Source organism: Pantoea sp. GCM10028869, assembly GCF_042666835.1.
Classification (GTDB): domain Bacteria; phylum Pseudomonadota; class Gammaproteobacteria; order Enterobacterales; family Enterobacteriaceae; genus Pantoea; species Pantoea leporis.
In genome coordinates, this window is record NZ_JBHTGO010000011.1 from 23992 (window position 1) to 47858 (window position 23867).

The 23867-nt window shown below is 50.6% G+C and carries 23 protein-coding genes; 3 read left to right on the top strand and 20 right to left on the bottom strand.

Features of this window, described 5'->3' with window-relative positions; translation table 11 throughout:
- The first annotated feature begins 10 nt into the window (after positions 1–10).
- A complete protein-coding gene (locus tag ACFQW4_RS21325; RefSeq protein WP_110868425.1) occupies positions 11–496 on the top strand; it encodes a MarR family winged helix-turn-helix transcriptional regulator in 486 nt (161 codons plus the stop codon).
- On the opposite strand, the gene recG is transcribed toward ACFQW4_RS21325, so the two are convergent.
- Genes recG through gmk form a run of 5 tightly spaced genes read right to left on the bottom strand, consistent with a single transcriptional unit; the run spans position 493 to position 6355 of the window.
- Positions 493–2571: an ATP-dependent DNA helicase RecG gene (recG, locus tag ACFQW4_RS21330; RefSeq protein WP_377727326.1), complete on the bottom strand. Its 2079-nt coding sequence runs from the start codon at positions 2569–2571 to the stop codon at positions 493–495. The genes ACFQW4_RS21325 and recG overlap by 4 nt on opposite strands.
- Positions 2568–3263, bottom strand: a complete 696-nt coding sequence (trmH, locus tag ACFQW4_RS21335) for a tRNA (guanosine(18)-2'-O)-methyltransferase TrmH (protein ID WP_101760710.1) — start codon at positions 3261–3263, stop codon at positions 2568–2570. Before trmH ends, recG begins: the two co-directional genes overlap by 4 nt.
- A gap of 3 nt (positions 3264–3266) precedes the next feature.
- Positions 3267–5378: a bifunctional GTP diphosphokinase/guanosine-3',5'-bis pyrophosphate 3'-pyrophosphohydrolase gene (spoT, locus tag ACFQW4_RS21340; protein ID WP_101760709.1), complete on the bottom strand. Its 2112-nt coding sequence runs from the start codon at positions 5376–5378 to the stop codon at positions 3267–3269.
- A 20-nt stretch (positions 5379–5398) separates the two neighbouring features.
- Positions 5399–5674: a DNA-directed RNA polymerase subunit omega gene (gene rpoZ, locus ACFQW4_RS21345; protein WP_007885265.1), complete on the bottom strand. Its 276-nt coding sequence runs from the start codon at positions 5672–5674 to the stop codon at positions 5399–5401.
- A gap of 57 nt (positions 5675–5731) precedes the next feature.
- Positions 5732–6355, bottom strand: coding sequence for a guanylate kinase (gene gmk / locus ACFQW4_RS21350; protein ID WP_008109768.1), 624 nt, complete (start codon positions 6353–6355; stop codon positions 5732–5734).
- A 240-nt stretch (positions 6356–6595) separates the two neighbouring features.
- Between gmk and ligB the strand changes: the two genes are divergently transcribed.
- Entirely contained in the window at positions 6596–8365 is a 1770-nt protein-coding gene (ligB, locus tag ACFQW4_RS21355) for an NAD-dependent DNA ligase LigB (RefSeq protein ID WP_377727333.1), read from the top strand.
- On the opposite strand, the gene ACFQW4_RS21360 is transcribed toward ligB, so the two are convergent.
- Positions 8279–8896, bottom strand: a complete 618-nt coding sequence (locus ACFQW4_RS21360) for a trimeric intracellular cation channel family protein (protein ID WP_008109765.1) — start codon at positions 8894–8896, stop codon at positions 8279–8281. The two genes, ligB and ACFQW4_RS21360, sit on opposite strands and share 87 nt — an antisense overlap.
- Positions 8897–9187: 291 nt before the next feature.
- On the opposite strand from ACFQW4_RS21360, the gene ACFQW4_RS21365 reads away from it, so the two are divergent.
- Positions 9188–9880: a LuxR C-terminal-related transcriptional regulator gene (locus tag ACFQW4_RS21365; RefSeq protein WP_101760707.1), complete on the top strand. Its 693-nt coding sequence runs from the start codon at positions 9188–9190 to the stop codon at positions 9878–9880.
- Positions 9881–9960: 80 nt separating this feature from the next.
- Here ACFQW4_RS21365 and ACFQW4_RS21370 read toward each other — a convergent pair whose 3' ends face one another.
- From ACFQW4_RS21370 to ACFQW4_RS21435, 14 genes are all read right to left on the bottom strand, one after another.
- Positions 9961–10605, bottom strand: coding sequence for an oligosaccharide flippase family protein (locus ACFQW4_RS21370; protein WP_377727337.1), 645 nt, complete (start codon positions 10603–10605; stop codon positions 9961–9963).
- A gap of 74 nt (positions 10606–10679) precedes the next feature.
- Positions 10680–10946, bottom strand: coding sequence for a hypothetical protein (locus ACFQW4_RS21375; RefSeq protein WP_137386792.1), 267 nt, complete (start codon positions 10944–10946; stop codon positions 10680–10682).
- A 436-nt stretch (positions 10947–11382) separates the two neighbouring features.
- Positions 11383–11778, bottom strand: a complete 396-nt coding sequence (locus ACFQW4_RS21380) for a polyketide cyclase (protein WP_101760704.1) — start codon at positions 11776–11778, stop codon at positions 11383–11385.
- A gap of 106 nt (positions 11779–11884) precedes the next feature.
- The gene (locus ACFQW4_RS21385) at positions 11885–13027 is read right to left on the bottom strand and encodes an alanine racemase (protein WP_377727558.1); all 1143 of its coding nucleotides are present in this window, start codon (positions 13025–13027) and stop codon (positions 11885–11887) included.
- 115 nt (positions 13028–13142) lie between these two features.
- Positions 13143–14582 (bottom strand): efflux transporter outer membrane subunit, encoded by a 1440-nt coding sequence (locus tag ACFQW4_RS21390; protein ID WP_377727340.1) that lies wholly within the window; start codon positions 14580–14582, stop codon positions 13143–13145.
- A 138-nt stretch (positions 14583–14720) separates the two neighbouring features.
- Positions 14721–15644: a kdo(2)-lipid IV(A) palmitoleoyltransferase gene (lpxP, locus tag ACFQW4_RS21395; RefSeq protein ID WP_101760701.1), complete on the bottom strand. Its 924-nt coding sequence runs from the start codon at positions 15642–15644 to the stop codon at positions 14721–14723.
- Positions 15645–15941: 297 nt separating this feature from the next.
- Positions 15942–17654 carry a Wzy polymerase domain-containing protein gene (locus ACFQW4_RS21400; protein WP_377727344.1) on the bottom strand — a complete coding sequence of 571 codons (1713 nt, stop codon included), beginning with the start codon at positions 17652–17654 and terminating at the stop codon, positions 15942–15944.
- A 13-nt stretch (positions 17655–17667) separates the two neighbouring features.
- A complete protein-coding gene (locus ACFQW4_RS21405; RefSeq protein ID WP_377727347.1) occupies positions 17668–18465 on the bottom strand; it encodes a hypothetical protein in 798 nt (265 codons plus the stop codon).
- Positions 18465–18983, bottom strand: coding sequence for a fimbrial protein (locus ACFQW4_RS21410; protein ID WP_377727350.1), 519 nt, complete (start codon positions 18981–18983; stop codon positions 18465–18467). Before ACFQW4_RS21410 ends, ACFQW4_RS21405 begins: the two co-directional genes overlap by 1 nt.
- Before the next feature lie 5 nt (positions 18984–18988).
- Positions 18989–19456, bottom strand: coding sequence for a fimbrial protein (locus ACFQW4_RS21415; protein WP_210081781.1), 468 nt, complete (start codon positions 19454–19456; stop codon positions 18989–18991).
- On the bottom strand, positions 19457–19948 hold the full coding sequence (locus ACFQW4_RS21420; RefSeq protein ID WP_377727353.1) for a fimbrial protein: 492 nt from the start codon (positions 19946–19948) through the stop codon (positions 19457–19459).
- An 11-nt stretch (positions 19949–19959) separates the two neighbouring features.
- Positions 19960–20463 (bottom strand): fimbrial protein, encoded by a 504-nt coding sequence (locus tag ACFQW4_RS21425; RefSeq protein ID WP_377727356.1) that lies wholly within the window; start codon positions 20461–20463, stop codon positions 19960–19962.
- An 11-nt stretch (positions 20464–20474) separates the two neighbouring features.
- Positions 20475–21224, bottom strand: a complete 750-nt coding sequence (locus tag ACFQW4_RS21430; protein ID WP_377727359.1) for a fimbria/pilus periplasmic chaperone — start codon at positions 21222–21224, stop codon at positions 20475–20477.
- A gap of 72 nt (positions 21225–21296) precedes the next feature.
- Positions 21297–23825 carry a fimbria/pilus outer membrane usher protein gene (locus tag ACFQW4_RS21435; RefSeq protein WP_377727362.1) on the bottom strand — a complete coding sequence of 843 codons (2529 nt, stop codon included), beginning with the start codon at positions 23823–23825 and terminating at the stop codon, positions 21297–21299.
- Positions 23826–23867: the final 42 nt, after the last annotated feature.

The window sequence follows — 23867 nt, forward strand, 5'->3', positions numbered from 1 at the left end:
GATAACGTCAATGAAAAGTGTGCAAAATACACATAATAGTGCTGCATTTGATGATCTGCACAATGCGCTGCTGATGATTGTAGGAACTTTCAATCGTCCACAACGTGATGAATTATTGATAAAAGAGTCAAATATTCAGCTCGATCGTGCGCTGTTTCCGCTACTGATTCAAATCGGTCGCTTCGGGCCAATTGGCGTGGTGGAGCTGGCGGAGCGGGCCGGACGCGATTACACCACCGTCAGTCGTCAGGTGGCGAAGCTGGAGGAATTAGGGCTGGCGCAGCGCCAGAAAAATGCCAAAGACAAACGGGTGAATGAAGCGGTGATCACTGCGGCAGGTAAAGCGATGACTGACAAAATCGATGCGGCGCGCGCGCAAATTTATCAGAACCTGTTTGCCAGCTGGCCGGATGAAGAACGCGCCGAGCTGGCGCGTCTGCTGCAGAAATTTGTCGGGGATTTTATTGCCATCGATAAAAGCAAGACGGCGGATTAAGCGTTGCTGTAGCGCTCGGTTTCCGGCAGCCAGCGCTCAATCAGTGCCTGCGCCTGCTCTGGATAGTGCTGGTGGATATGACGCGCCACGCGCTGAACTTCGGGAATCATGCCCTGATCGCGCAGCAAATCCGCCACTTTAAACTCGGCGTTGCCGGTTTGACGTGTGCCGAGCATTTCACCCGGACCGCGAATCTCCAGATCGTGCTGGGCAATCACGAAGCCGTCATTGCTATCGCGCAGCACCTGCAACCGCTTCTGCGCGGTTTTGCTGAGCGGCGCTTTGTACAACAACACGCAGTGTGAAGCGACAGCACCACGCCCAACGCGGCCGCGCAGCTGATGTAACTGAGCCAAACCGAGACGTTCCGGGTTTTCGATAATCATCAGGCTGGCGTTCGGCACATCCACGCCCACTTCGATTACTGTGGTGGCGATCAGCAGCTGGATTTCATTGGCCTTAAACGCCGCCATCACCGCCTGCTTTTCGGCAGGCTTCATGCGGCCGTGTACCAGGCCAACCTGCAAATCGGGCAGCGCCACTTTCAGCTCTTCCCACGTTGCTTCTGCCGCCTGCGCTTCCAGCACTTCCGACTCTTCAATCAGCGTACACACCCAATAAGCCTGACGTCCTTCGTGACAGGCGCTTTGCACGCGCGTGATGATCTCACTGCGGCGGCTATCGGGAATTGCTACCGTGGTCACCGGCGTACGTCCTGGCGGTAATTCGTCGATGGTGGAGGTATCGAGATCGGCGTAAGCCGTCATCGCCAGCGTGCGCGGAATCGGCGTAGCGGTCATGATCAGCTGATGCGGATGGAAACCTTGTTCCTCGCCTTTTTCCCACAGCGCTAAGCGCTGGTGCACGCCAAAGCGATGCTGCTCATCAATGATCACCAGCGCCATGCCGTTGAATTTCACCTGCTCCTGGAACAGCGCGTGGGTGCCGACCACCATCGCGACCTGACCGCTGGCAATGGCTTCCTGCTGCGCTTCACGCGCTTTGCCTTTCTGCTTGCCCGCCAGCCAGCCCACTTCAATTCCCAGCGGTGCAAACCACTGGCGGAAGTTGTTGGCATGCTGCTCGGCCAGCAGTTCGGTCGGCGCCATCAGCGCTACCTGTTTGCCGTGTGCGATGACGTTCAGTGCCGCCAGTGCGGCCACCAGCGTTTTACCGGAGCCGACATCGCCCTGCACCAAACGCATCATCGGAAAATCGTTGGCCAAATCCTTTTCAATTTCTGCCACCACACGCTGTTGCGCACCGGTTGGCGAGAAGGGCAGCGCCGCCAGCAGTTGATCAACCAGCTCGTGGCGCGCCATCATCGGCAATGCATGATGGCGCTGTGCACCGGCGCGCACTGCTAGCATGCTGAGGTTATGCGCCAGTAGCTCTTCCAGAATTAAGCGTTTCTGTGCCGGATGGCGGCCAGTCTCCAGCTCACTTAAACGTAGATCCGGCGGTGGACGATGCAGCGTGCGTAGTGCATCCGGCAGGCTAATCAGCCCGCCGCTCAGCTCGGATGGTAGCAGCTCGGCAATTGGGCAGCTCTCCAGCAACGTCAACGCCTGATCGGTGAGATTGCGCAGTGTCGCCTGGCGAATGCCTTCGGTAGTGGGATAAACCGGCGTCAGGGTTTCCTGCAGCTCAACGCCGCCTTGTTCGCCCTGCACGCGAAACTCGGGATGAATGATTTCAGCACCGCGCTGACCGCGCTTAATCTCGCCGTAAGCGGTAACGCGACGGCCCGGCGCCAGGCTGTTTTTCATCCCGGCATTGAAATTGAAGAAACGCATGGTAAGCATGCCGCTGCCATCGCTGATCTGGCACACCAACATGCGGCGGCGACCGAAAGTGATTTCGCTGCTCAGCACTTCACCTTCCACCGTGGCATAAACGCCGGGCAGCAGGTCATTGATTTTATACAGTTGGGTGCGATCTTCGTAACGCAGTGGCAGATGCAGCAGTAGATCCTGAATGGTGAACAGGCCAAGTTTGGCCAGCTTGCCCGCCTGACTGGCGCCGACGCCGGTCAGGGTACTGAGCGGGATGGCATCCAGCAGACGGCCTTTCATTTTCTACCTGTTGATTGCATGGTGGCCCACCACTCGGCGTCGGCTTCTACTTCGCCCTGACCATTGATGTGCGGATACGGCAGGCCTTTCTGCTTAGCGACGCGTGCCAGCACCGGATAACCGCCTTCGAATAGCAAACGCTGCTGCTCATCTTCATCCAGCAGGCTGTAGGTGCGCTGATACATACCGGCATTCTGTCGCTGACGTTGCGCTTCATACAAAATCAGCGCGGAAGCCACCGAGACATTGAGCGACTGCACCATGCCCACCATCGGCACAACGATGTCCTGATCGGCCAGCGCCAGCGCTTCAGCGGTAATACCGGTTTTTTCCTGACCCATCAGAATGCAGGTCGGTTTGGTGTAATCGATGTCGCGAAAATCTACCGCTTTGGCGGACAGATTGGTCGCCAGCACCTGCATGCCTTCATCCTTCAGATGACGCACTGCATCTGCAATATGCTGATGCGTTTTAACCTTCACCCAACTGTTGCTGCCGGCCGAAGCGGAAACCATGGTGCGCATACGCACGCTTGGCCAGACGGCGTGCACTTCATGAATGCCCACCGCATCGGCGGTACGGATCACTGCCGAGACGTTATGCGGTTTATGCACCTGTTCCATGCAAACGGTAAGATCGTGCTGGCGCAGGGCCAGCATCTCCTGAATTCGGGCAAAACGTTGAGCGTTCATGGGCTAGTTACGGTTGCGGTGAACTTTGATCACGTCCGGCATTACGCGGATTTTGCGCATAATATTCGCCAGATGGACGCGATCGTTCGCGGTGAGGCGGATAAAGGCGCTATACACGCGACCATCACGCTCTTCGGTATTCAGGCTCTGAATATTGGAACTGGCAGTGTTGATTGCCGCGGTCAGATTCGCCAGTGCGCCCTGATGATTGAACATGTCGACTTTAATCTCTGCGACAAATTCCTGGTCGGTCACTTTATCCCACTCAACCGGCATGAACTTTTCAGGCTCTTTTTGGTAGCCACGGATGTTACGGCAGGATTCGTGATGCACCACCAAACCTTTTCCGGGACTAACGTGCGCCACAATCGGGTCACCAGGAATTGGACGGCAGCATTTGGCAAAGGTAATCAGCACGCCATCCGCGCCTTTGATCGGCAGCTTTTTGCGTTTGCTGTTGCTCTGCGGCTCTTCACTGCCTGACTGCAGCAAGTTTTTCGCCACCACCACGCTCATGGCGTTGCCCAAGCCGATTTCTGCCAGCAAATCATCGATGGCGGTCAGCTTCATGCGCTCAAGTTCGTGCTGAATGTTCTCAACCGGAATCTCTGCCAGCTTCTTGCTGCCGCCGAGCGCGTGGCTCAACAGGCGACGACCCAGGTTGACGGAGTCTTCACGCTTGAGGTTTTTCAGCAGCTGACGGATTTTGGCGCGCGCTTTCGAGCTGACGACAAAATTGAGCCAGGCAGCGTTCGGGCGAGCACCCGGCGCGGTGATGATTTCAATGGTTTGACCGCTGGTCAGCGATTGTGACAGCGGGTAAGGCTGGCGATCGACGCGTGCGCCGACGCAGGCATGACCGATATCGGTATGCACCGCATAGGCGAAATCAACCGGCGTGGCGCCAGCCGGCAATTCGACGATGCGGCCTTCCGGCGTGAACACATAGATCTCATCCGGGAAGAGATCGGATTTCACGCTTTCGATAAATTCAAACGAGCTACCGGCGCTTTGTTGCAGCTCCAGCAGGCTTTGTAACCAGCGCTGAGCACGAATCTGCGCGGTAGTACCGCTGACTTCGCCGCTCTCTTTATACGCCCAGTGTGCTGCCACACCCATTTCTGCCATCTGATCCATATCTTCAGTACGGATCTGCACTTCAACCGGTACGCCGTGTGGGCCGATCATTGAAGTATGCAGCGATTGATAGCCGTTGGCCTTGGGAATGGCGATGTAATCTTTTACGCGTCCGGGACGCGGTTTGTACAAGCTGTGCATCTGTCCGAGCACGCGATAGCAGGTATCCAGATCTTTCACGATGACGCGGAAAGCGTAGATATCCATGATCGAGTGAAAACGCTGCTCTTTCAGGTGCATTTTGCGGTAGATCGAGTAGAGATGTTTTTCGCGTCCACTTACGCGGCAGGGAATACCTGCTTCCTGTAAGCGACCGTCGATTTCAGCAAGGATCTTCTGAATCATCTCTTTACGGTTACCGCGCGCCGCTTTCACCACCTCTTTAATCACGCGGAAACGGTTCGGGTAGAGCGCTTCAAAGCCGAGCTCTTCCAGTTCTGTTTTCAGGTGATGAATACCAAGGCGGTGCGCCAGAGGACTGTAAATCTCCAGCGTTTCCAGCGCGATACGACGTTTTTTATCCGGACGTAACGCGCCGAGCGTGCGCATGTTGTGCGTGCGGTCAGCCAGTTTGATCAAGATGACGCGGATATCCTGCACCATCGCCATGATCATTTTGCGGAAGTTTTCAGCCTGCGCTTCTTTCTTGTCGCGGAACTTCAGCTTATCGAGCTTGGATACACCTTCTACCAGTTCGGCAACGCTTTTACCAAACAGCTGTTCCATATCCTGGTAAGTGGCGGGCGTATCTTCGATCACATCATGCAGCAGCGCCGCCATTAGCGTTTCGTGGTCGAGTTTCATCTCGGCCAGAATGCAGGCTACAGCAACAGGATGGGTGATATAAGGCTCGCCGCTGGAGCGTGTTTGACCCTCGTGGGCATCACGCGCGACTAGATAAGCTTGCTTGAGGCGCTTAATTTGCTCCTCAGGCAAGTATTTTTCAATCAGTTGATTGAGGCTTTCAAACAGATACAAGGGCGACCTGCGAAGTGCTGTTAACGACGACCTTCAGCGATAGCGGTAACGGCTTGTAACTCAGCGGCTTCCTGCTCATGCTGTTCCTGACGATCACGGACATCCAGAATCTGGGTAGTGATCAAACCTTCTTCGATTTCGCGCAGGGCGATAACGGTTGGCTTATCGTTCTCTTCCGGAACCAGCGCATCTTTACCGCCTACCTGCATCTGACGTGCACGACGTGCAGCGACCAACACCAGGTCAAAACGGTTACCAACTTTCTCTACTGCGTCCTGAACGGTTACGCGTGCCATAGGTGTGCTACTCCACAGATGATGAAGAAATGACTGGGCATAATACTGAAAGTGAATTCAGACTGCCAATAGTTTGCTGATTAAAGCATCATGTCGCGATTTTTGGCGACCCATACGCAGACGTTCTGCGCGAATAATGGTTTTCAGATCTGACAGCGCCAGATCGAAATCATCATTAACAATTAAATAGTCATACTCGGCGTAGTGGCTCATTTCCGCCACGGCCTGTTGCATACGACGGGCAATCACCTCTTCGCTGTCCTGACCGCGGCCACGCAGGCGACGATCCAACTCTTCGGTAGAAGGCGGCAGCACAAAGATGCTGCGAGCGGCCGGCATTTTCTGGCGAATTTGCTGCGCACCTTGCCAGTCGATATCCAGGAAGACGTCCACGCCGGTCGCCAGCACCTGCTCAATCGCAGCGCGTGACGTACCGTAATAATTGCCAAACACTTCCGCATGTTCGAGGAAGTCGTCTGTTGCAATCATGGTCTCGAATTCGGACTTAGAGACGAAAAAGTAGTGCTCACCATGAGCTTCACCGGGACGCACGCCACGGGTGGTATGAGAAATAGACACCTGCGTATCGTACAGCGGTTGTGTCTTTAACAGCGCCTGAATCAGGCTGGATTTACCCGCGCCGCTGGGGGCGGAAACTATATAAAGCGTGCCTTGAGCCATGGTTATCTTGAATTGAGTAAAGAGCGGAGTCGATTTCCTGCACAGTATACACGGCTTGGGGTGGTCACGCAGCGTTTGCCGCTTGGCTGAGGCAATTCTTTTTTCTGTGAAGCCGCGCCAGAGGCTGATGTAGCAGGCTGCAACAGCAATTTAATCTCTGGAATCTGCATCCAGCGCACAATCTTCATGGCTGGTAAAGGCCTGCGCTGCGCGCTCCAATAGCAAAAAAGGAGAGCGAAGATGAAAGGATGCCTGAGTCTATTGTGTTGCTTATTCAGTATGGGTTGCTGGGCCGAAGCGCTCTGCCCGAATTGGTCGCCGGTGCGCGCGGGGCAGGAAATCACACAGCTTCAAACCCAGCTACGACAGTGGGATGACGCGTATTACCGGCAGGGCACTAATCTGGTGACCGATGCCGATTACGACAGCCTGCAACAGCGATTACAGCAGTGGCAGCGCTGTTTCACTCCGGCGCACGCCACCTACGATGCACAACTCACCACCGATGGCAGTACGCATCATCCGGTGGCGCATACCGGCGTGCGCAAACTGCGCGATAAGCTGGCAGTGGCGTACTGGATGCAGGACAAATCTGCGCTATGGCTGCAGCCGAAAGTCGATGGCGTCGCCGTTACTTTAGTATATCGACAGGGTAAGTTGGCCTCATTGATCAGCCGCGGCGATGGTTTGCGTGGCGAAGAGTGGCTGGCCAAATCCGCACATATTCCCTCCATCCCGCAGCGGCTGGATACCTTGCATGAGGAAGTGGTGCTGCAAGGTGAGCTGTTTCTGCAAATGACCGATCATCAACAGGCGCGTGACGGCGGCAAGAACGCGCGCGCTCAGGTGGCGGGAGCGATGATGCGCCACGACACCAGCCCGCTGCTTGAGCGCCTTGGCGTATTTATCTGGGCGTGGCCGGATGGACCCAATTCAATGCCCGATCGTCTGGCGCAGCTCACACAATGGGGATTTGGGCTGGCGCAGAGCTGGAGCCGTCAGGTGAGTAATGAAGAGGAAGTCGCGGTATGGCGCGATCGCTGGTTCCGCGAATCGCTGCCGTTTGTCACCGACGGCGTGGTAATCCATCAATCACCTGTCAGCGCAGGGCGCGACTGGCAGCCCGGCCAGGGCAGTTGGTCAGCGGCATGGAAGTATCAACCAGCAGAAGTCAGCAGCGAAGTGCTGTCAGTGGATTTCAATGTGGGCCGCACGGGCAAGATCGCCGTGGTGCTAAATCTGATACCGGTACAACTGGAGGACAAAACGGTACGCCGGGTAAACATTGGTTCCCTGCGACGCTGGCGGGAACTGGATGTGATCGCGGGTGATGAGGTGACGCTCACGCTGGCGGGATTAGGCATTCCGCGACTGGAGCGCGTGATTTGGCGTGTGGCGCAGCGCGATTATCCAGCGTCGCCACAGGAGGGTGAATTCCACGGCTTAACCTGTCTGCACTTTAGCGCCGACTGCCGGGCGCAGTTTTTATCTCGCCTTAGCTGGCTCAGCCAGAAGTCGGTACTCGATATTGCGGGTGTTCAGCGCAGCAGCTGGCAGCGCCTACTGGATAGCGGCGCTATCAGCCATCTCTTTTCCTGGCTGACACTGACGCCGGATCAGATTGCGCAGGCTAATGGCATCACGCCGGCTCGCGCGCAACTTATCTGGCACCGCTTTAACCTGACGCGTGAGCAGCCGCTGCGACGCTGGGTGAGTGCGCTTGGCTTGCCGTTGCCGCGTGCAGCGTTACAGGCTTTACCGGATGCGCAGTGGTCGCAGTTGCTGGCGCGAACGCCGGAAAGCTGGCAGCAACTGCCCGGTATCGGTAGCGTGTTAGCGCAACGGATTGTGATGATGCTGCAGGATGCGCACCTGCAGCAGTTGATTCACTTCCTGCAGCAGCAGGAGATTCCTGCAACTGATTCAATGTTCAGGATGGGGATAGTTGAAGATCGGCAAACCGAGGCGGAAACGCAGCGCCAGCAAGCGGGCGAAGAAGCCGAACAGTAGCGTGATGATCACCACCGCTTCATGCGCCAGCGGCGTTTTCAGCAACAGGATATACATCCAGCCCGAGGCGAAAGCGATACCGGCATACAGCTCTTTCTGGAACACCAGCGGAATGCGGTTGCAGAACATATCGCGCAGCACTCCGCCGAATACGCCAGTGATCACGGCGGCGATGGCAGCAATGATGGAGGCGTGCCCGCTATCCAGTGCAACCTGGGCGCCAATAATGGAGAACACCACTAAACCCAGCGCATCCAGCACCAGAAACACTTTGCGCAGGTGCGTCATTAGCGGTGCAACAAAGGTGGTCACAACCGCAGCCGCAGCCACGATCATGATGTACTCCGGGTTTTTAACCCAACTGAGCGGATAGTGGCCCAGCAAAATGTCACGCACCGAACCGCCGCCAATGGCGGTGACCGAGGCGATGATGATCACGCCAAACAGGTCCATTTTACGACGTCCTGCCGCCAGCGCGCCGGTCATGGCTTCGGCTGTAATACCAATAATATAGAGAACGGTTAACAACATAGAGCACTCCAGTAAATTGGCGGCAAGGCTAAAGATTTCTCAGAGTGTAGACCACTGAGATTTTCTAAATAAAGCGTTATCGGATTAGGCTTTTTGATGGCGTGCATGCTAACAGGCTTAGCAGGCGGGATAAATCTGCAGTTATTGGCCTTTTCGCATAAGTATAAATGATGCGAAGAGGGGCAGATCTTCTCTTCTTAAGTTCTAGCCAGTTTGTGTCGTACGTGATTACTGGCAATTGAAGCAGGCTTTCCGCTCTCAGGCATCACGTGTAGCAACTATTGGACAGGCATGAAAACTCGTAACGAAGACATCCTCTTTTTCTCCTCTGACAAACTGGCGGCGCTGGGGCTTGAGAGTCTTTTGTCCTCGTTACCTGTTGCGTGTCAGCTGCATGAGCTATGGTCTCTCAGCACGGTCATGGCGAAGTGCGAAAAGATGAAACCGCGTTTGCTGGTGTGTATCTTTCATGAAAATATGCCGCTAACCGGCACCTTAAAAGTGCTTTACGCCTTACAGCAGCAGTTTCCCACGATGCAAATCGTGGTGCTGACGCGGCGTTTGTTACCGCTGATGCATGCGCTCAGTCGTTACCTGCCTTCGCTCACGGTGTTGGACTTAAAATCATCTCGTCAGATACTTTCCAGCCGTCTCCTCACCAGCATCAACACTAATGCCCAAATTCAGTTAGTTGAAGGCGCGGATATTCTTCTGCCAGACAGGCAATTAAGGGTACTACTGATGATGGCGTGGGGTTACAGCATTGAGCACATCGGCATTCGCCTGGGCATCAGTCATAAAACAGTGAATGCACACAAACTCAATGCACTGGCGCGACTGCAGGTTAAAAGCAAGAATGATATGGCCGATCTCTACATGGTGATTGATGAGTTACGCATGATAGTGAGTTGGTTGCGCTTGCAGCGTAACGGCAAATTAAGCGAACTCAGTTTTCAGTCACTGGAAGAGTTACTGGAAGCCTAAAAAGAAAAAAGCGTGCTGGCGACCAGCACGCGAACGCATCTTTTCAGATGCCCAGAGCCCACCATACAGACTTGTTTTTATTATCCGTTTCTTGCTCGCACGTTAGCGAAACTTTTCAGGCTAAAGCGGTATTCTGGCTGGAACCAGGAGCGACCGTAGTAGCAGTAAATCAGCATTCTGATGGATACCATGGCGAGGTAGCCCCAGATGGCGCACAGCACTGAAGGTGTCAGCCACACGGTAAACAGTGTGACGCTTAATCCCACCAGCACAGAAGATGTTTCCGCGAAAGCGATGCGTGAAAATTGGTTTTCCCGCTGTAATATGGCGCGATAATGTTGTCCCTGCGGAATAATAATGAAGATGACCGAAATCATTTCCAGCATTATTGCCATTTCGGGTTGATTCATTATTCGGCTAGAAATATCGCTACCAATAAACAGCGCGGCAAAAATAGCGAGTCCGCTTAATGCATTCCCCCAATATAATATTGAGAGATCGCTGTTGTTCAGGTTTTTTGTTCTGATAATGGCATTGCCAAATCCGCGATCGGCCAGTGTGTCAATAATCAATAACATTACAATAGCAATGGCGAGTAAATTTAACTCGTTTGCCTGGAGTATTTGTGCCAGAAGTGAAAGTTGTAAAACACCAATGCCGACGATTTTAATCGATGACAAAATTGACCATTTAGCGTTGGTCAGATTTTTTTCTCTTATCGCCATATTCTGCTCATTATGGTACATGTACCAGTGCAATTAAGGGTTTACTCTGGCCACAGGCCAAAGCACAGCTTACATCAATGCAGCGCATCCTGACGCAGCCCTGATATACCTTTCAGGTTTTGCCACGTAAAAATGCGTTCAATTAAATGATGTTCTGAATTTATTAAGATGACCCTGGCGCTTAATGATGTTGTTGTCTTAATGGTATCTCCTCCTGTGCGGAGGAAATCCGTAAGATCATTATAAAATCCCTTTGAGTTTATATATTCCCCGGCCAGCATCCGGCTGGCAATCTCAACGAATTCTTTTTCTGATAACAAAGGATAGGTTGAGCGATCCATGTTATTTCCCTGCTGTTGTTATTATGGTTACTGCTGTGTGTGAAATGAGTTATACCGTGTTTTAATTAATTTAACACCATCAGAAAACTCCTATAAATAGACTGCAGGAATAAATGGTTTCAGAATTTGCATCAGAATATATAAGGCGAATGATTTACTATTTATTAGTGCTTTTCTTCATTCCATACGGTTGAATGAATCGGCGATAAAGAAATACAGAAAAAACTTTGATAAATCAGAGGCACTCAGCATTTTTCTGCACATCCTCACCAGGAATTTTCCTGTTGAGGATGCTTAAGCCAGACTGGTGTTTAACAGATAAATACGTGAAGGTTTGAGCAAAACAGTTAAACGCTACTGAGCAAAAAAGTAAGCGATTTTTATTGATTGATTCCAGCATGCGTTAAAGAAGCGATCTCTGCATAATCCATTGATTCTAATGAGTTAACAGATGAAGAAGCTGTTCCAGGTCGCGTTTTACCCATGCAACATCCTCGGCAAACTTCTCGTCAGACATGAATGCTTGACGATAAACCACCATCACAACTTCCGCACCTTGCTCATTGGCAATCACCCGCATCGGCATATAAATCTCTTTACCCGTTCCGGTATCAATCCAGTGATCCATCACGCCAAAGGGATTGTGTGGGGTAAAGCGAATCTTTACCGTTCCCTCGGGACCTTTGGCTTTCCAGCTGTTCCCTTCCTGCGTCAGCGTACTGGCGCTGAGTCCGCTAGCCCATTTGGCAAAGCATTCCGGTTTCCAGATGGTTTCATACAAATCTAACCAGTTGCGTGGAACCGTTAGTGTGACGGTCTGAGATGGCAGCATGGGACCTCCTGATGTGATACAGCCATTAAAGCACGCTGATTCCGGGCTGCAAACGGCCCGGTCATGGAAGTGTGGGTCAGCAGCGGTTTCCGTGAAAACGCTGTAATCAGATAAACTTGCCGCGTCCCTGAATAGCCTGTTCTTCACCCGTACCATCAGCATGGCGCAGCACGAAGCGATCGGACTGCGCAACCACCGCGCAGCTGTGATTAGGGAAGATGCGCAGCAGCGCGCCAACGGTGGGTGCCTGTTCAGCATATTGCAGGAAACCATGCTCCTCCGACAGCTTCAACACTTCATAATGATTGCCTTGCTCATCGACGGCGATACCAAATCCGCTGGCATTGGTGCCGTGCGGCCCTTTGTCAGAGCTAAGCATTTTGGAACCGGCATCAATAATGGCGAAGTGCGGATTGACCGCTACCACGCGCGTTACCACGCTCAGCGCCAACGCATCTGGCGTGCAGAGACCTAAACGCCATGCGGTAAGATCGAGCAGCGCATAATTGCCGGGGCGGATTTCATCGCTGCCCTGCGCGACGGGTGCCGCCAATGCCGTTGGCGTTGAACCGACTGAAATCGGGCAGTGCGCAAAACCAGCGGCAATCAGGCGCTGCTGCAGATCACGCATCAATGCGATTTCCTGCAGGGCAACGTCGGCAATCGCTGCGGCGTTACCTGCGCCATAAGCGTGACCGGCATGAGAAACCAGCCCGGCAAACGTGAGGCCCGCATCCTGAATTTGTTGCGCCAGCGTAACGGCGGCATCGTCGTGCGGATCAACACCGATGCGATGTAATCCCACATCCACCTTGATGGCTAACGCCAGCTGGCAATCGGGCTGGCGCTGATGTGCAGCCGCTATTGCTGCCACGCCATTCGCGCAATCCGCAATGCAGGTAATGCGCGCCTGATGTTGTGCGGCTACCGCCAAAAGTTCTTTCAGCGTATCGGCATGCACAATTGGGTAAGCTAGCAGCAGATCGCGTTCGCCACCGAGAATAAAAGCGATGCCTTCACTCGGTTTAGATACGGTAATGCCGCGCGCGCCGAGCTTTCGCTGCTGCTCAGCAATCCAGACGCTTTTATGGGTTTTGATATGAGGACGTAGCGTGACGCCAGCGGCATCGGCTTTTTGCTGCATCTGTTGCAGGTTGCGTTGCAGGCGCGCTGCATCAATTTCGAGGTACGGTGTTAGTCGGTCGGCAATCAGAGGCCGCAACCAACCAGCCTCAATATTCTGTTCCATCATAATAGTCCGCAGGTGATTACACAGTGCGGACTATGATTCATCAATGCACGGCAGAATGCCAGCCGACAAAATCGGCACATTCCTGCGCAGGGCCGCCATTGATGGTGACTTTTTAAACTTTAGAGTTGGAGCTCTGGAATCCGCCGCCCAAATCTTCTATCAAAACCACTGCAAGGTTAATCTGCTGCGCCTTCAGCGCCACCCGTTTTTGGTCGGATTCGATCAACTGATTTTGGATTGTCAGCACATCAAGATAAGGACGTAGGCCCGCTGCGTATTCACGATGCAAATCATCCCACGCGCTGTGAATCAGCTGGTTAGCGCTTTCCTGTTGCGCCAGCTGATCCTGAATCGACTGCAACTGAGTAATGGTGTCGCTGATATTGCCCAGTGAACTAATCAGCAATTTGTTGTACTGCGCTACCGCCAGATCGTAATCGGCGTCGCTCTCTGCTAAATCGGCGCGACGTTTGCCCGCGTCAAAGATCGGCAATGACAAACTCGGTCCCACATTAAAGAAGCGGCTTGGTGCACCAAACAAGGCATCGCCGAGCAGTGATTTGGTGCCGGCTTCGGCCACCAAATTGATGTTGGGATAGAACTCGGTTTTGCTGGCGGCGATCTGTTTCGATGCCGCTTCAACGCGCCAGCGCGCGGCCACCACATCCGGACGACGACCCAGCAGTTCGGCCGGAATGGTGTTTGGCAGCATGGCGGCGACCGGCACATTCATCTGCGCCGGTTTTAGCTGGTGCCAGTAATCCGGGCCTTTACCTATCAGCGTCGAAAGCTGAATACCGGCATCGGTGACTTGCTGTTGAGCTTGCGTCAATTCGGCTTGCGCGGTTTTCTGCTGCGACAGCGCCTGCTTATATTGGTAATCGGAAGTGAGGCCAGCGCTGACATATTGCTGCTGAATTTTGGCGATACCCGCCGCACGCTCGGCATTCTGCTGCGCCAGTTCGGCATTATTCCAGGCGAGATTAAGGTGGTTCCACGCTCGCGTCACGTTCGCGGCTAGCGTTAACTGACTGGCCTGACGATCCAACTCGCTGGCACGTGCTTGCCCCAATGCGGCTTCAGCGGCATCTTTTTTGCCGCCCCATAAATCGAAGGTGTAGCTCAATCCAACGTTAGCGGTGCGCAGCGTGCTGTAGCTTTTCCCCTCCAGCAGCGGATCATCCACTTTTGCCACACGCGAGCGCGTAATGCCCGCGTTGAGATCGACATCCGGATAGCGTTCGGCATCGGCGGCAATCACTTGTGCATTGGCTTTATCCGCTTGCGCGTTGACTACCTGCAAATCCGGGTTGGATGCCATCGCATCATCAATCATTCGATTGAGTTGAGCATCGTTAAAACCTTGCCACCATGCGCTTTTTGGCCAATTCGCGGCGCTGAAATGCGCGTTTTTCAGGGATTGACTGGCTTGCAGAGCGTTAGCATCAAGCAGCGTGTTTTTGGGGTGTAAGCCGTATGGATTGGCACAACTGGCCAGCAGCGCAGTGGCAACGGCCAGCGCGAGAAATTTGCAGTGAAAGTGCTGTGTCATGGTTCTGGTCAAAGAGAGGTGAAGGCGACCATTACAAGAGGCGGGGCAGATTTTGACAAACCTGTTTTTCGTTAAGAATGGTTGTCAAATGTGAGCAGAGAAAATGAGCAGCAGGTGAAAACCTGCTGCATCAAGAGATTAGATATAGAGAGACGCTTCACCCGGCGGACGGGTTTTGAAGCGACGATGCAGCCACAGATATTGGTCGGGCGCGCGCAGAATTTCATTCTCAATCACGCGATTCATGTAAGCAGCGGCAGCGGCTTCATCTTCATACGGATAATTTTCCAGTTCAGGCTGAATAATCAGCTGATAACCGCTCTTATCCTGGTTACGAATCAATACGATGGTCAGCATTGCCGGTTTTGCCAGACGAGACAAAACATAGGTGCCGTTGGTGGTCGCCGCTTGTTTCACCGCAAACAGCGGAGCAAACACGCTGCCTTTGGGGCCGTAATCCTGATCCGGTGCGAACCAAACCGCTTCGCCTTTTTTCAGCGCCTGCACCATGCCGCGCAAATCGCGACGATCGATCATCGCTTTATTCGAACGCATGCGACCTTTGGTTTGTGCCCACTCCATCGCCTGATTATTGTGCGGACGATACATCGCCATCATTGGCTGGCATAAACCGGTAATGCGGCCGCCCAGCTCCAGCGACATAAAGTGCACACCGATGACCATCACACCACGCTGGTGGCTTTGTGCGTGCTGCAGGTTTTCCAGACCATGCACTTCGAAGTAACGACGCACGCGTGCATCAGACCAGAACCAGGCAATGCCGGTTTCTGCCAGCGCCATTCCTAGCGATTCGAAGTTGCCGGCGATCATCGCCTCGATTTTCTCTTCCTTGATATTGGGAAAGCACAGCTCGATATTGCGACGGGTGATGCGTTCGCGGCGCTTCAGGAAGTGACGCGACAATTTGCCAGCGCCAGCACCAAGCCGGATCAGAATGGGGTAAGGAAGTTGCACCAGCAGCCACAGTACACCTAGCCCAAACCAGGTAAACCAATAACGGGGATGCAGAAGTTTGGAACGGAACTGCCTGGATTTCGTCATAACGCCTTCATGTCGGGGAAAAAATGTATCGCACGAAGAAAAAGGGTCCCTGAGTTCCTGGAGCGGTACAACTGTATTGATTACGACCAGCACTTTAGCAAAAAGTGCCGTCAATGTTACCCAATCTCTGCAATCCTCAGGATTGAGCACATTCATGGTTAGAACGGCTTCATTCTATCACCTTTTATTCATTCCCTTTAAAAACAGCAGGGTAAACTCATCCTAAAGAAGTCAAAATAGCCATCACGTAGTGGATTAAGAACTGTCTGTTAATAAGGACACACTAATCTTTACGCTTTATTTACTTTGTTCAGGAAGATTAAAGCGTTTGTCTTCAGGAAAAAGCCGATGACCGCGCTGATGCAGTCTCTGTTGCCATTCCATGTCTCCCTGCAACATGGCAATTTTAAGCAGTGAATAGGTAACGTTGGCATCATGGTGCTTTGTCAGGTATTCCCTTGCCCACACTTTGAATTGGATTAATTGTCCGACATCTTTTGTGCTGTTGAACGTCATTAGACGATGAAGGTTTGCATCAAACTGATAGCGCTCCCATTGGGCGTAAGGATTAATAAGTTGCTCAGCATGGGAAAAATCAGCAAACCTGTTGCGCTCAATTTGCGTCAGGATGGCATTGGTGTGCAAACCTGTTGCCGCAAAAACCATCAAAGCGAGAGCAAAAAGGGTGACAAACCCAGTTGCAGCGTAATGCGCCAACGGGCGCAGAGTCAGGCTTTGCAGATCTGACTCAGATTGCATCAGACGGATCAGCAGTAGTAATACCAGACCATGCGGCGCGGACTGGTAGAGTGGATACTCAAAAAGCAGATGGGTCACGATAGGTAAGGTCATCGTCCAAAACGTAAAGGCGCGTCGCCTTGCATGAGGGCTGCCGGTTACGACGGGCTTGAACCATGCCCAAATTATTAGTGCCACTCCCGCCAGCGCAATAACGCCATTTTCCATCCACTGAAACAGGATTTCATTATGCGGGTGCGTTGGGGGACGAGAATTCAACGGATGCGCCGTTTCCTCACGTACGTGCAGCAGATAATCGTGCTCAAAATGACCCGCACCCCAGCCACGTAAAGGACGTTCGGCGATCATATGCAGGCTGTGCGTGATCATCTGCACACGGCCTGCCGTTGAATGGGTTTTATCCACTTTTTGTAATCCCGCCATGGGGGCATACGCGAGCAGGGTCTGGCAAGCTATCACAATTGCTAATGCAATCGGTAAGCCAATCAAGAGGTGTTGCCGCCAATGGCGATGCCGGCGGAATGTCCAGATAAGTAAAGCGCTACTGGCCGACGCACCAAGCCAGGCAACGCGAGACTGGATGATCATTAAAATCACCAGCAATACAGCCATGATCGCTGCCAATAGTAAACGAAGCCCGCCATGACGCACCTTAAAGCTAAAATACAGCGCTAACGTCCAGCCAGTAGCCAGAAAACTACCCAGTAAATTTACCTGCTGGAAAATGCCATAGGCGCGGGTGCCATCTGCCGGAAATTCCATCCAGTTATTTGCCCCCGTCATGAAGAGTTGGCATAGCGCCAGCATCGCCTGCGCCACGGCCGCAGTAATGATGCATACCAGCCAGAGCCTTTTAACGTTTGGCGAAAGGGGGATTTGTAGCATGGCCAGGTAAAACAGCACTGCCAGAGCATAGGCAGTTAGCTGGGGGAGTAAGGTCACATCATGATTGCCGTAAAACGTACAGAGTATGGGCTGGCTAAGGAGCAGAAACGCTAGCAGCCATATCGGTGTCACCTTTGCCACTCGCACCCCGCCCGTTGAGGGGGGAGAAAAGAGGCATTTTATTGCCACGATAAAAATACAGATGCCCATAAAATTGAGCGTAATAAGATTTTGCGGCAAACGAAAACCTGAACCGCCCATATTGGCAACGTAAACTTGCAGCATCAATATTAAGTCGCTCGCCACGACCAGTGAAACAAATAATGTAGTAAATGGGGGCTTGCGAAAAGTAGGGCTAAAAAACATGGTTTTCTTCTAATTAATAAGCGGTAATGATGAGCGTGCCGGCGCCATTAAATGCGCCAGGTGTGACCGCTCCATGAGTACGCAGCGTTGAGCTAAGCGTAAATGTTGCCAGCAAGTTGGCTGAATTTACTTTAAGCTCAATGCCTTCAGAAGCATCTTGATCGTTGACTTTTAATTCAGTCTGCAAACTGTTATCCGAACGGAGTGAGACAATATTGTTGTTAAACCCTACCGCATAAACTTTCGCCGTTGCCGCTGAGCTACAGGAGAGCGTTAACTGCGTTTGAGCAGTATTACCGTTTATGCTTTTATCAGAAACATAACCGTGATAGAGATTAGTATCACCCAAAAGTGAACAGCTGACGGGATATTTATGATCCCGGATGCAGATATTATCAGGCAGGAAGGTTGCATCATGCCAATCATTTTGAAATGCTGCCAATCGGAAACAATTGTATTCAGCTGACCTGCCGTCTATTTGAAAGGTATGTTCTATCGATAAAGGGTATTTAGCTTTATACGCTTTTCCCAGTTCACCAATAGTTGCATAGTTTTCTGCAGATAAGACATTTGGCGCATGAATGTCAGCGGGAACCCTATCATTTTCCGGAAAAGACGCGATCTTACAGCCCGACTGCTTATAACACGGATTTTTCAAAGGGCTATCTTCATCCCAGTGATCAACATATATACGAAAGGTAGTATATTTTCCAATCCAGGAAAGAAAAGTATTATGGCTGATGATTGTGGCTTGTGCTGATGCAGTTATAATTATGCAAATAAAATAAATGATGAGTTTAAAAATGCTCATTAGTGATACTCCAGTTCTATGGTTGCGCTGGCATTGATTGTCCCGGGATGTAATTCGTTATTTTTAATGCTTTCACGATTAGCAGACAGGAATAAGTCAAAGACCATTTTGTTGTCACCAGAATGGAAAATCCTCTCGACGCTTTTGTTTATCGGAATAAAAATACCTTTTTCTTCAACGCCAATGGCGATGCCTTTTGCGGTACTGGATGGATCAAGTGCCATCATGCCCGCTTGCCGCGCATCTTCTGTTGCCTTAAAGGTGATTGAGAGTTTATTGGTTGTTGAGGTATCGCAACCCTGTAAATTAAGCGTTATGGAAATACCTGCGGTACGTTGATAGCGATAAAGAAATTTATTAATGACGCTGCCAAAATCAATAACAATATCACTGCTGTTGGGGTCGAGAATGCAGGGTTCCTGCACTAATCCGCCTGTAAAAGAAAAGTCAGCAGCTGCAAAGGCGTTTATAGAACATGTTGATAGCAGAGTTATTATTAACATAATATGGAAGCGCATAATCATTACTCGTATTTAATAACAAGCGTTGCAAGCGCTTTAAAACGTCCGCTTTTCAAAGCGCTGCCAGCTCGCTTTATCGGAACGGCATAAAATATTGGCTGCGTAACATCATCAAGCGTAAAGCGCTGATTGATTATAATGGGTTGATTATTTTGCATTATCCTGATACCTAAATCATCAATCCCTGTGAATAATGCGCTGGCATCAAAATTGCTGGTTATGCCCAAAAATGCCAGTTCCAGCTGTTTTCCCGGCGGGGTCCGACATACGATGCTGATAGGAACACGCTGTTGATATCTCACACCATCAATATGATTTACTCCTACTGCATCACCAAAATCAACGTCTGCCGGTTTGTCATTGTTTATTACGCAATTAATACTGATCAGTGTGGCTGAAAAATTTATTTTCACAGCGTGTGAATTACAACAATAAATAAAGAGTGATAGTATGAGTATTGCAGTTTTCATTCACTGAGGCTCGACGATCAGTTGTGCACTTATTGTTAACTTACCTGGTAAGGGTATTGAACCAGATTTTTTAACAGGAACTACCTTCAGAGAAAAATCCCCCGTCTGCACATAATTGTATTTTTTATTTATTTCGAGTGGTGTGCCATCTTTACCATTGATGAATTTTATCCCAACGTTGGTGATGTTAGTGCGTATTGCTGCTTTATCAAATGTTGCTGCGCTACCCGATACACGGAAGTAAAGATTTTCGGAATAGTTTTCATCGCACTTAATCGACAGCGTCAGCAATTCAGTGTATTTTAGGCCATCTATTTCATTAATATCCACATTGTCACCAAAGTTGACATCGATATCTTTATTATTGTCAATTTTACACGGGACGTTAATCAGCTTTCCTGAAAAGTTGACGCCTGCATTGGCATTAGACAACGTGCTATGCAACGCAAATGCAATGATCAGTGGATAGAGCATTATTTTTATAATCTGCATTCCGTGTCTCCTCAACGAACATTCAATACCATGGTGGCGGTTGCAGTAAAGTTACCCGCTGTGACTTTGACCTTGTTTTTAACCGGCACGGCAATCAATGTGTTTGATATTCGCCAATCAATGTTGTGTGCTTTATTTATTTCGATGTCTTTACCGTTTAATATTAATTTGATGCCCACATTGCTGTTGGTGGTAGAAATGACATTTTTATCAAACACCGCCGCTGTAGCTGAGATAAAAACTTCCTGCTCCCCGTTGAAAGCTCCCGGACACGTGACGGTGAATGGCACCGATTTACTGAACCGGATACCATCAATTAGTTGAATGATGATATCGCCGAAGTTAACACGACTTTCTCGATCACCATTCAAAGTACATTGGGAGCTGACGATAATCCCCGACACATTAATTGGATATCTATTCGTGCCGGGGATAATTTCTTCATGCGGCGCGATCGGCGCTGAGAAGAGCATTTTGCAGTGCAGCAGTGCTAAAACGATGACCAGCCACTTCATGCTGTTCATGCTTATTCGCGGCTATCGGTGACACGGCACACATTGGCTTTGCAACTGAATGTCAATTTTGGCCGACCGCCGAAATCGTCGATATAGCTTAATACCGGATGCGAACCTAACTTACTGGCTTTTACGTTAATAGCGGCACTGCCCTGTGGCGGAATCATGATCGGATTAAAATCACTTTCTTCTTTACCATCAACATGACTGGCTGCAGTAATCAGCGTGACATAATATCCGGTAGGATTTATCACCGTGTATTGATCACCGTTTTTTTTCAACGTGAGTTGATTTTGTACGGGTTTGATCGAAGCCCGTGGATCGATCATTAATTTTTCTGGGCGATAAAAGAGTTTGATGCGGGTCTGTAACGCAATTTGTAATACGTTTTGTTTTTCACTGCGTGGCGGAATCTCGCGCAAATTAAAGTAAAACAAAGATTCACGATCCTGAGGCAATGATTTTGCGGCAGGTAAAGATTGGATTTTAATCGCGCTTTTATGACCCGGCTCAATACGCTGAACTGGAGGGAGCGCCATAAGCGGCGACTTTATTTTTTTTCCTTGCTCATCTTCCAGCCAGCTTTGCGCCAGATACGGACGCGCTTTATTTTCATTGCTGATATTCAAACTGATTGAGCGTTCAGCGCCGTCATAAATGACGCGGGTGCGATCCAATGCAACAGCAGCCAGCGTGCTTTGTGAAAAAATCATAGCGCCAAACAGCATCGCCACGGTAGCGAGAGAAGCCTTCAGGTTCATAAAATTAATACTCACTCTATATGTCTGGGGTAATAGAGCGACAGATACTCAACAAACTTTAATGCGCAAAAATTATTCTTTTTCTGTACACGGAAGCAGCAGGTTTGTTTCTCCACTCTCATCAATGGGTAATACTTTTGGGAAGGTAATTTGGCATTGAATATTGCCGTTCCAGCGGACATCCATCAGCATTTCAGGGTTTACACCACTAAGCCAGACGCTGCCCATCTCATCAACAATGCCGGTCTCACGCCCTTTACTTAATACGCTCGCGCCAAACGGCGGATAACTGCCATCACTTAGGCGAATAACCGCCATTAGCTTTTGACCTTTAATTAATCGAAAGCGACGATAGCCAATGGCGCCTTCGGTTAAGGTTAATTGCAAAACGGGCGACTCCGCTTCAATGTCATCGTTGAGTTGGTTGATATCCAGATGTGCCTGATTACGTATATAGCTACTGACATCCGCTAGTACCGCTTTTCCGAATTTGTTGCTATGAGTGGCCGCACCGGAAGACTTAATGGGCACATCGCTAATACCTTCAGTATCCAGCATCAGACGCGTGCCTCCAGGTATTATGGTGCGATGTAATGCTGCTCCATGTGCTGTGGCCGTTAATCCTCCCTGCATGGACAGGGCTGCGGAGCGATACTGACCGGGTTTATAACTGGCACTATAGTTCGTTAGCGTGTTATCGCCGGTATGGGTGTAGTAGCCACTATAAGCGCTTTGTTGTTGGCGATCGACATTGGCGCCTAAGCGATAACTGTTGCGTTCATCCATGCGGTTATACCAACTCAGGCTATTGATTTGGCCGGCATCTGAATTTTGTGCATTGATATTCAAGCCCGATGAGGTCCCGAAAGGCACGTTCAGGCTTAAGAACACTCCGTCATCTTGTATACCTGAATTTTGTGCGCGATAGGCGGAGAGATTGAAACTGACGTTTTTAAAATTTCCCACATCGAAATAACGCGCAAACGACATATTCCAGCGGCTGGTCGCCTGACGATTCCAGTAAGTCTGATAGTTATAATTTAAAAATGCGCTGACGCCGAGTGTACGGAATTGTTTATTAAGTGAAACGGTATAGGTCTGCTTATTCGCTGCATTATTACGAATAACCAAATGCTTACGGCTCGCCTCAAGATATTGATTTAGACTAAGATAGCTCTTCTCCGTAAAGCGATAACCTGCGAAGGTAACCTGCGTGTCATAGTTTTCGAAGCGTTTAGAATAACTCAGGCTATAGGAGCCGCCAGAGCGCGTTTGGTTATTAGGCAGCTTTGCATAAGATTGGGTTGCGGTGAGTGCCAGGGCCCCAAACGATAAGAGGTCACGCCCTGCACCCAACGACGCGGCATGATATTTTCCAGAGGATAATCCACCCCCGAGCAGCGACCAACCGTTACTAATACCCCATGAGAATTCCCCTGCCATTAACCTTTCATTCTGCAGATGAAATCTATCGTCTGTCGTTTGCCCTACCGCCGCCTTAAAGCGAACCTGTCCAGGGCGACTAAGATAGGGAACAGATGCGGTTTCGACCTGAAAGGTCTGAATGCTGCCATCTTGCTCTTCAACTTTGACATCCAGCGTGCCAGTAATAGAGTCGCTCAAGTCCTGAATAATAAAAGGACCGGGAGCCACCAGGCTTTCATATAACACACGTCCAGCGTGACTAATGGTGACTTTTGCATTGGTCTTCGCCACGCCACGGACCTCCGGTGCGTATCCACGCAAATTGGGGGGTAACTGGCTATCATCACTAATAAGGCTGGCGCCAACATAGCGTGCATTTTCAAACACATCACTGGCGAGGTCATTTTGACCAATAATTAATTTTGCGCCCCAAGGTTTGATTGCCCTAAATGCCTGATATTGATTCCAGTTAAAAGTAGAGGTTTTAGTGTTATTGGCAGTGTAATGAGTACCATTCCAGAACGCACGCATACGCCAGGGACCGGCGTTGACACCTACCACGCCATTACCGCTTAATTCGCTTGATTCACTGCCTTGTGCCGGGGAGGAGTAATTAAAATTGGTGTTATAATCCGCAATAAATCCAGCAATCCCTTCGTCCCAGCGTGAAGGGGGATCCCAGTTAGCCGTTTGATATTCAATATATGCCTGAGGAACACTCATGTAGAGCGTTGATGACGCGAGATCAGGACGCAAAATGATACCCGGCATGATATCAAGCCGGGCACATTTTTCATTATTCCAGTAGGTAACTTTATCTAACCATGACTTCTTTAAACCGAAGCCTGCCATCATTTTTGGTGTTAAGCAGGCGACAGTTTCGTTTTCATCATGTTCAGACGGTAAAAAAGTAACCTCCTCTGTGGGTGATTCATTGTCATTAATTTTGATTGCCATGTCATATTGACCAGGCATCATATAACCTGCCCGGGAAAATTGACTCATATCAATGTTTTCCCGGTCGGAAATATCCATGTTGTCCAGATTAAACTCAACTTCCTCTGCTAATGCACTGCTAATAGCACTGCTAAAAAAAGCCAATAATAAAGCAGTTACTAACGGGCGTAAGCGCCAGTTATTTTGAAAAGGAAATGAGTTCCTGGTATGGACTGACATACTACTAACACCCTGGTCAAATAAAAAAGAGATGCGCAGATT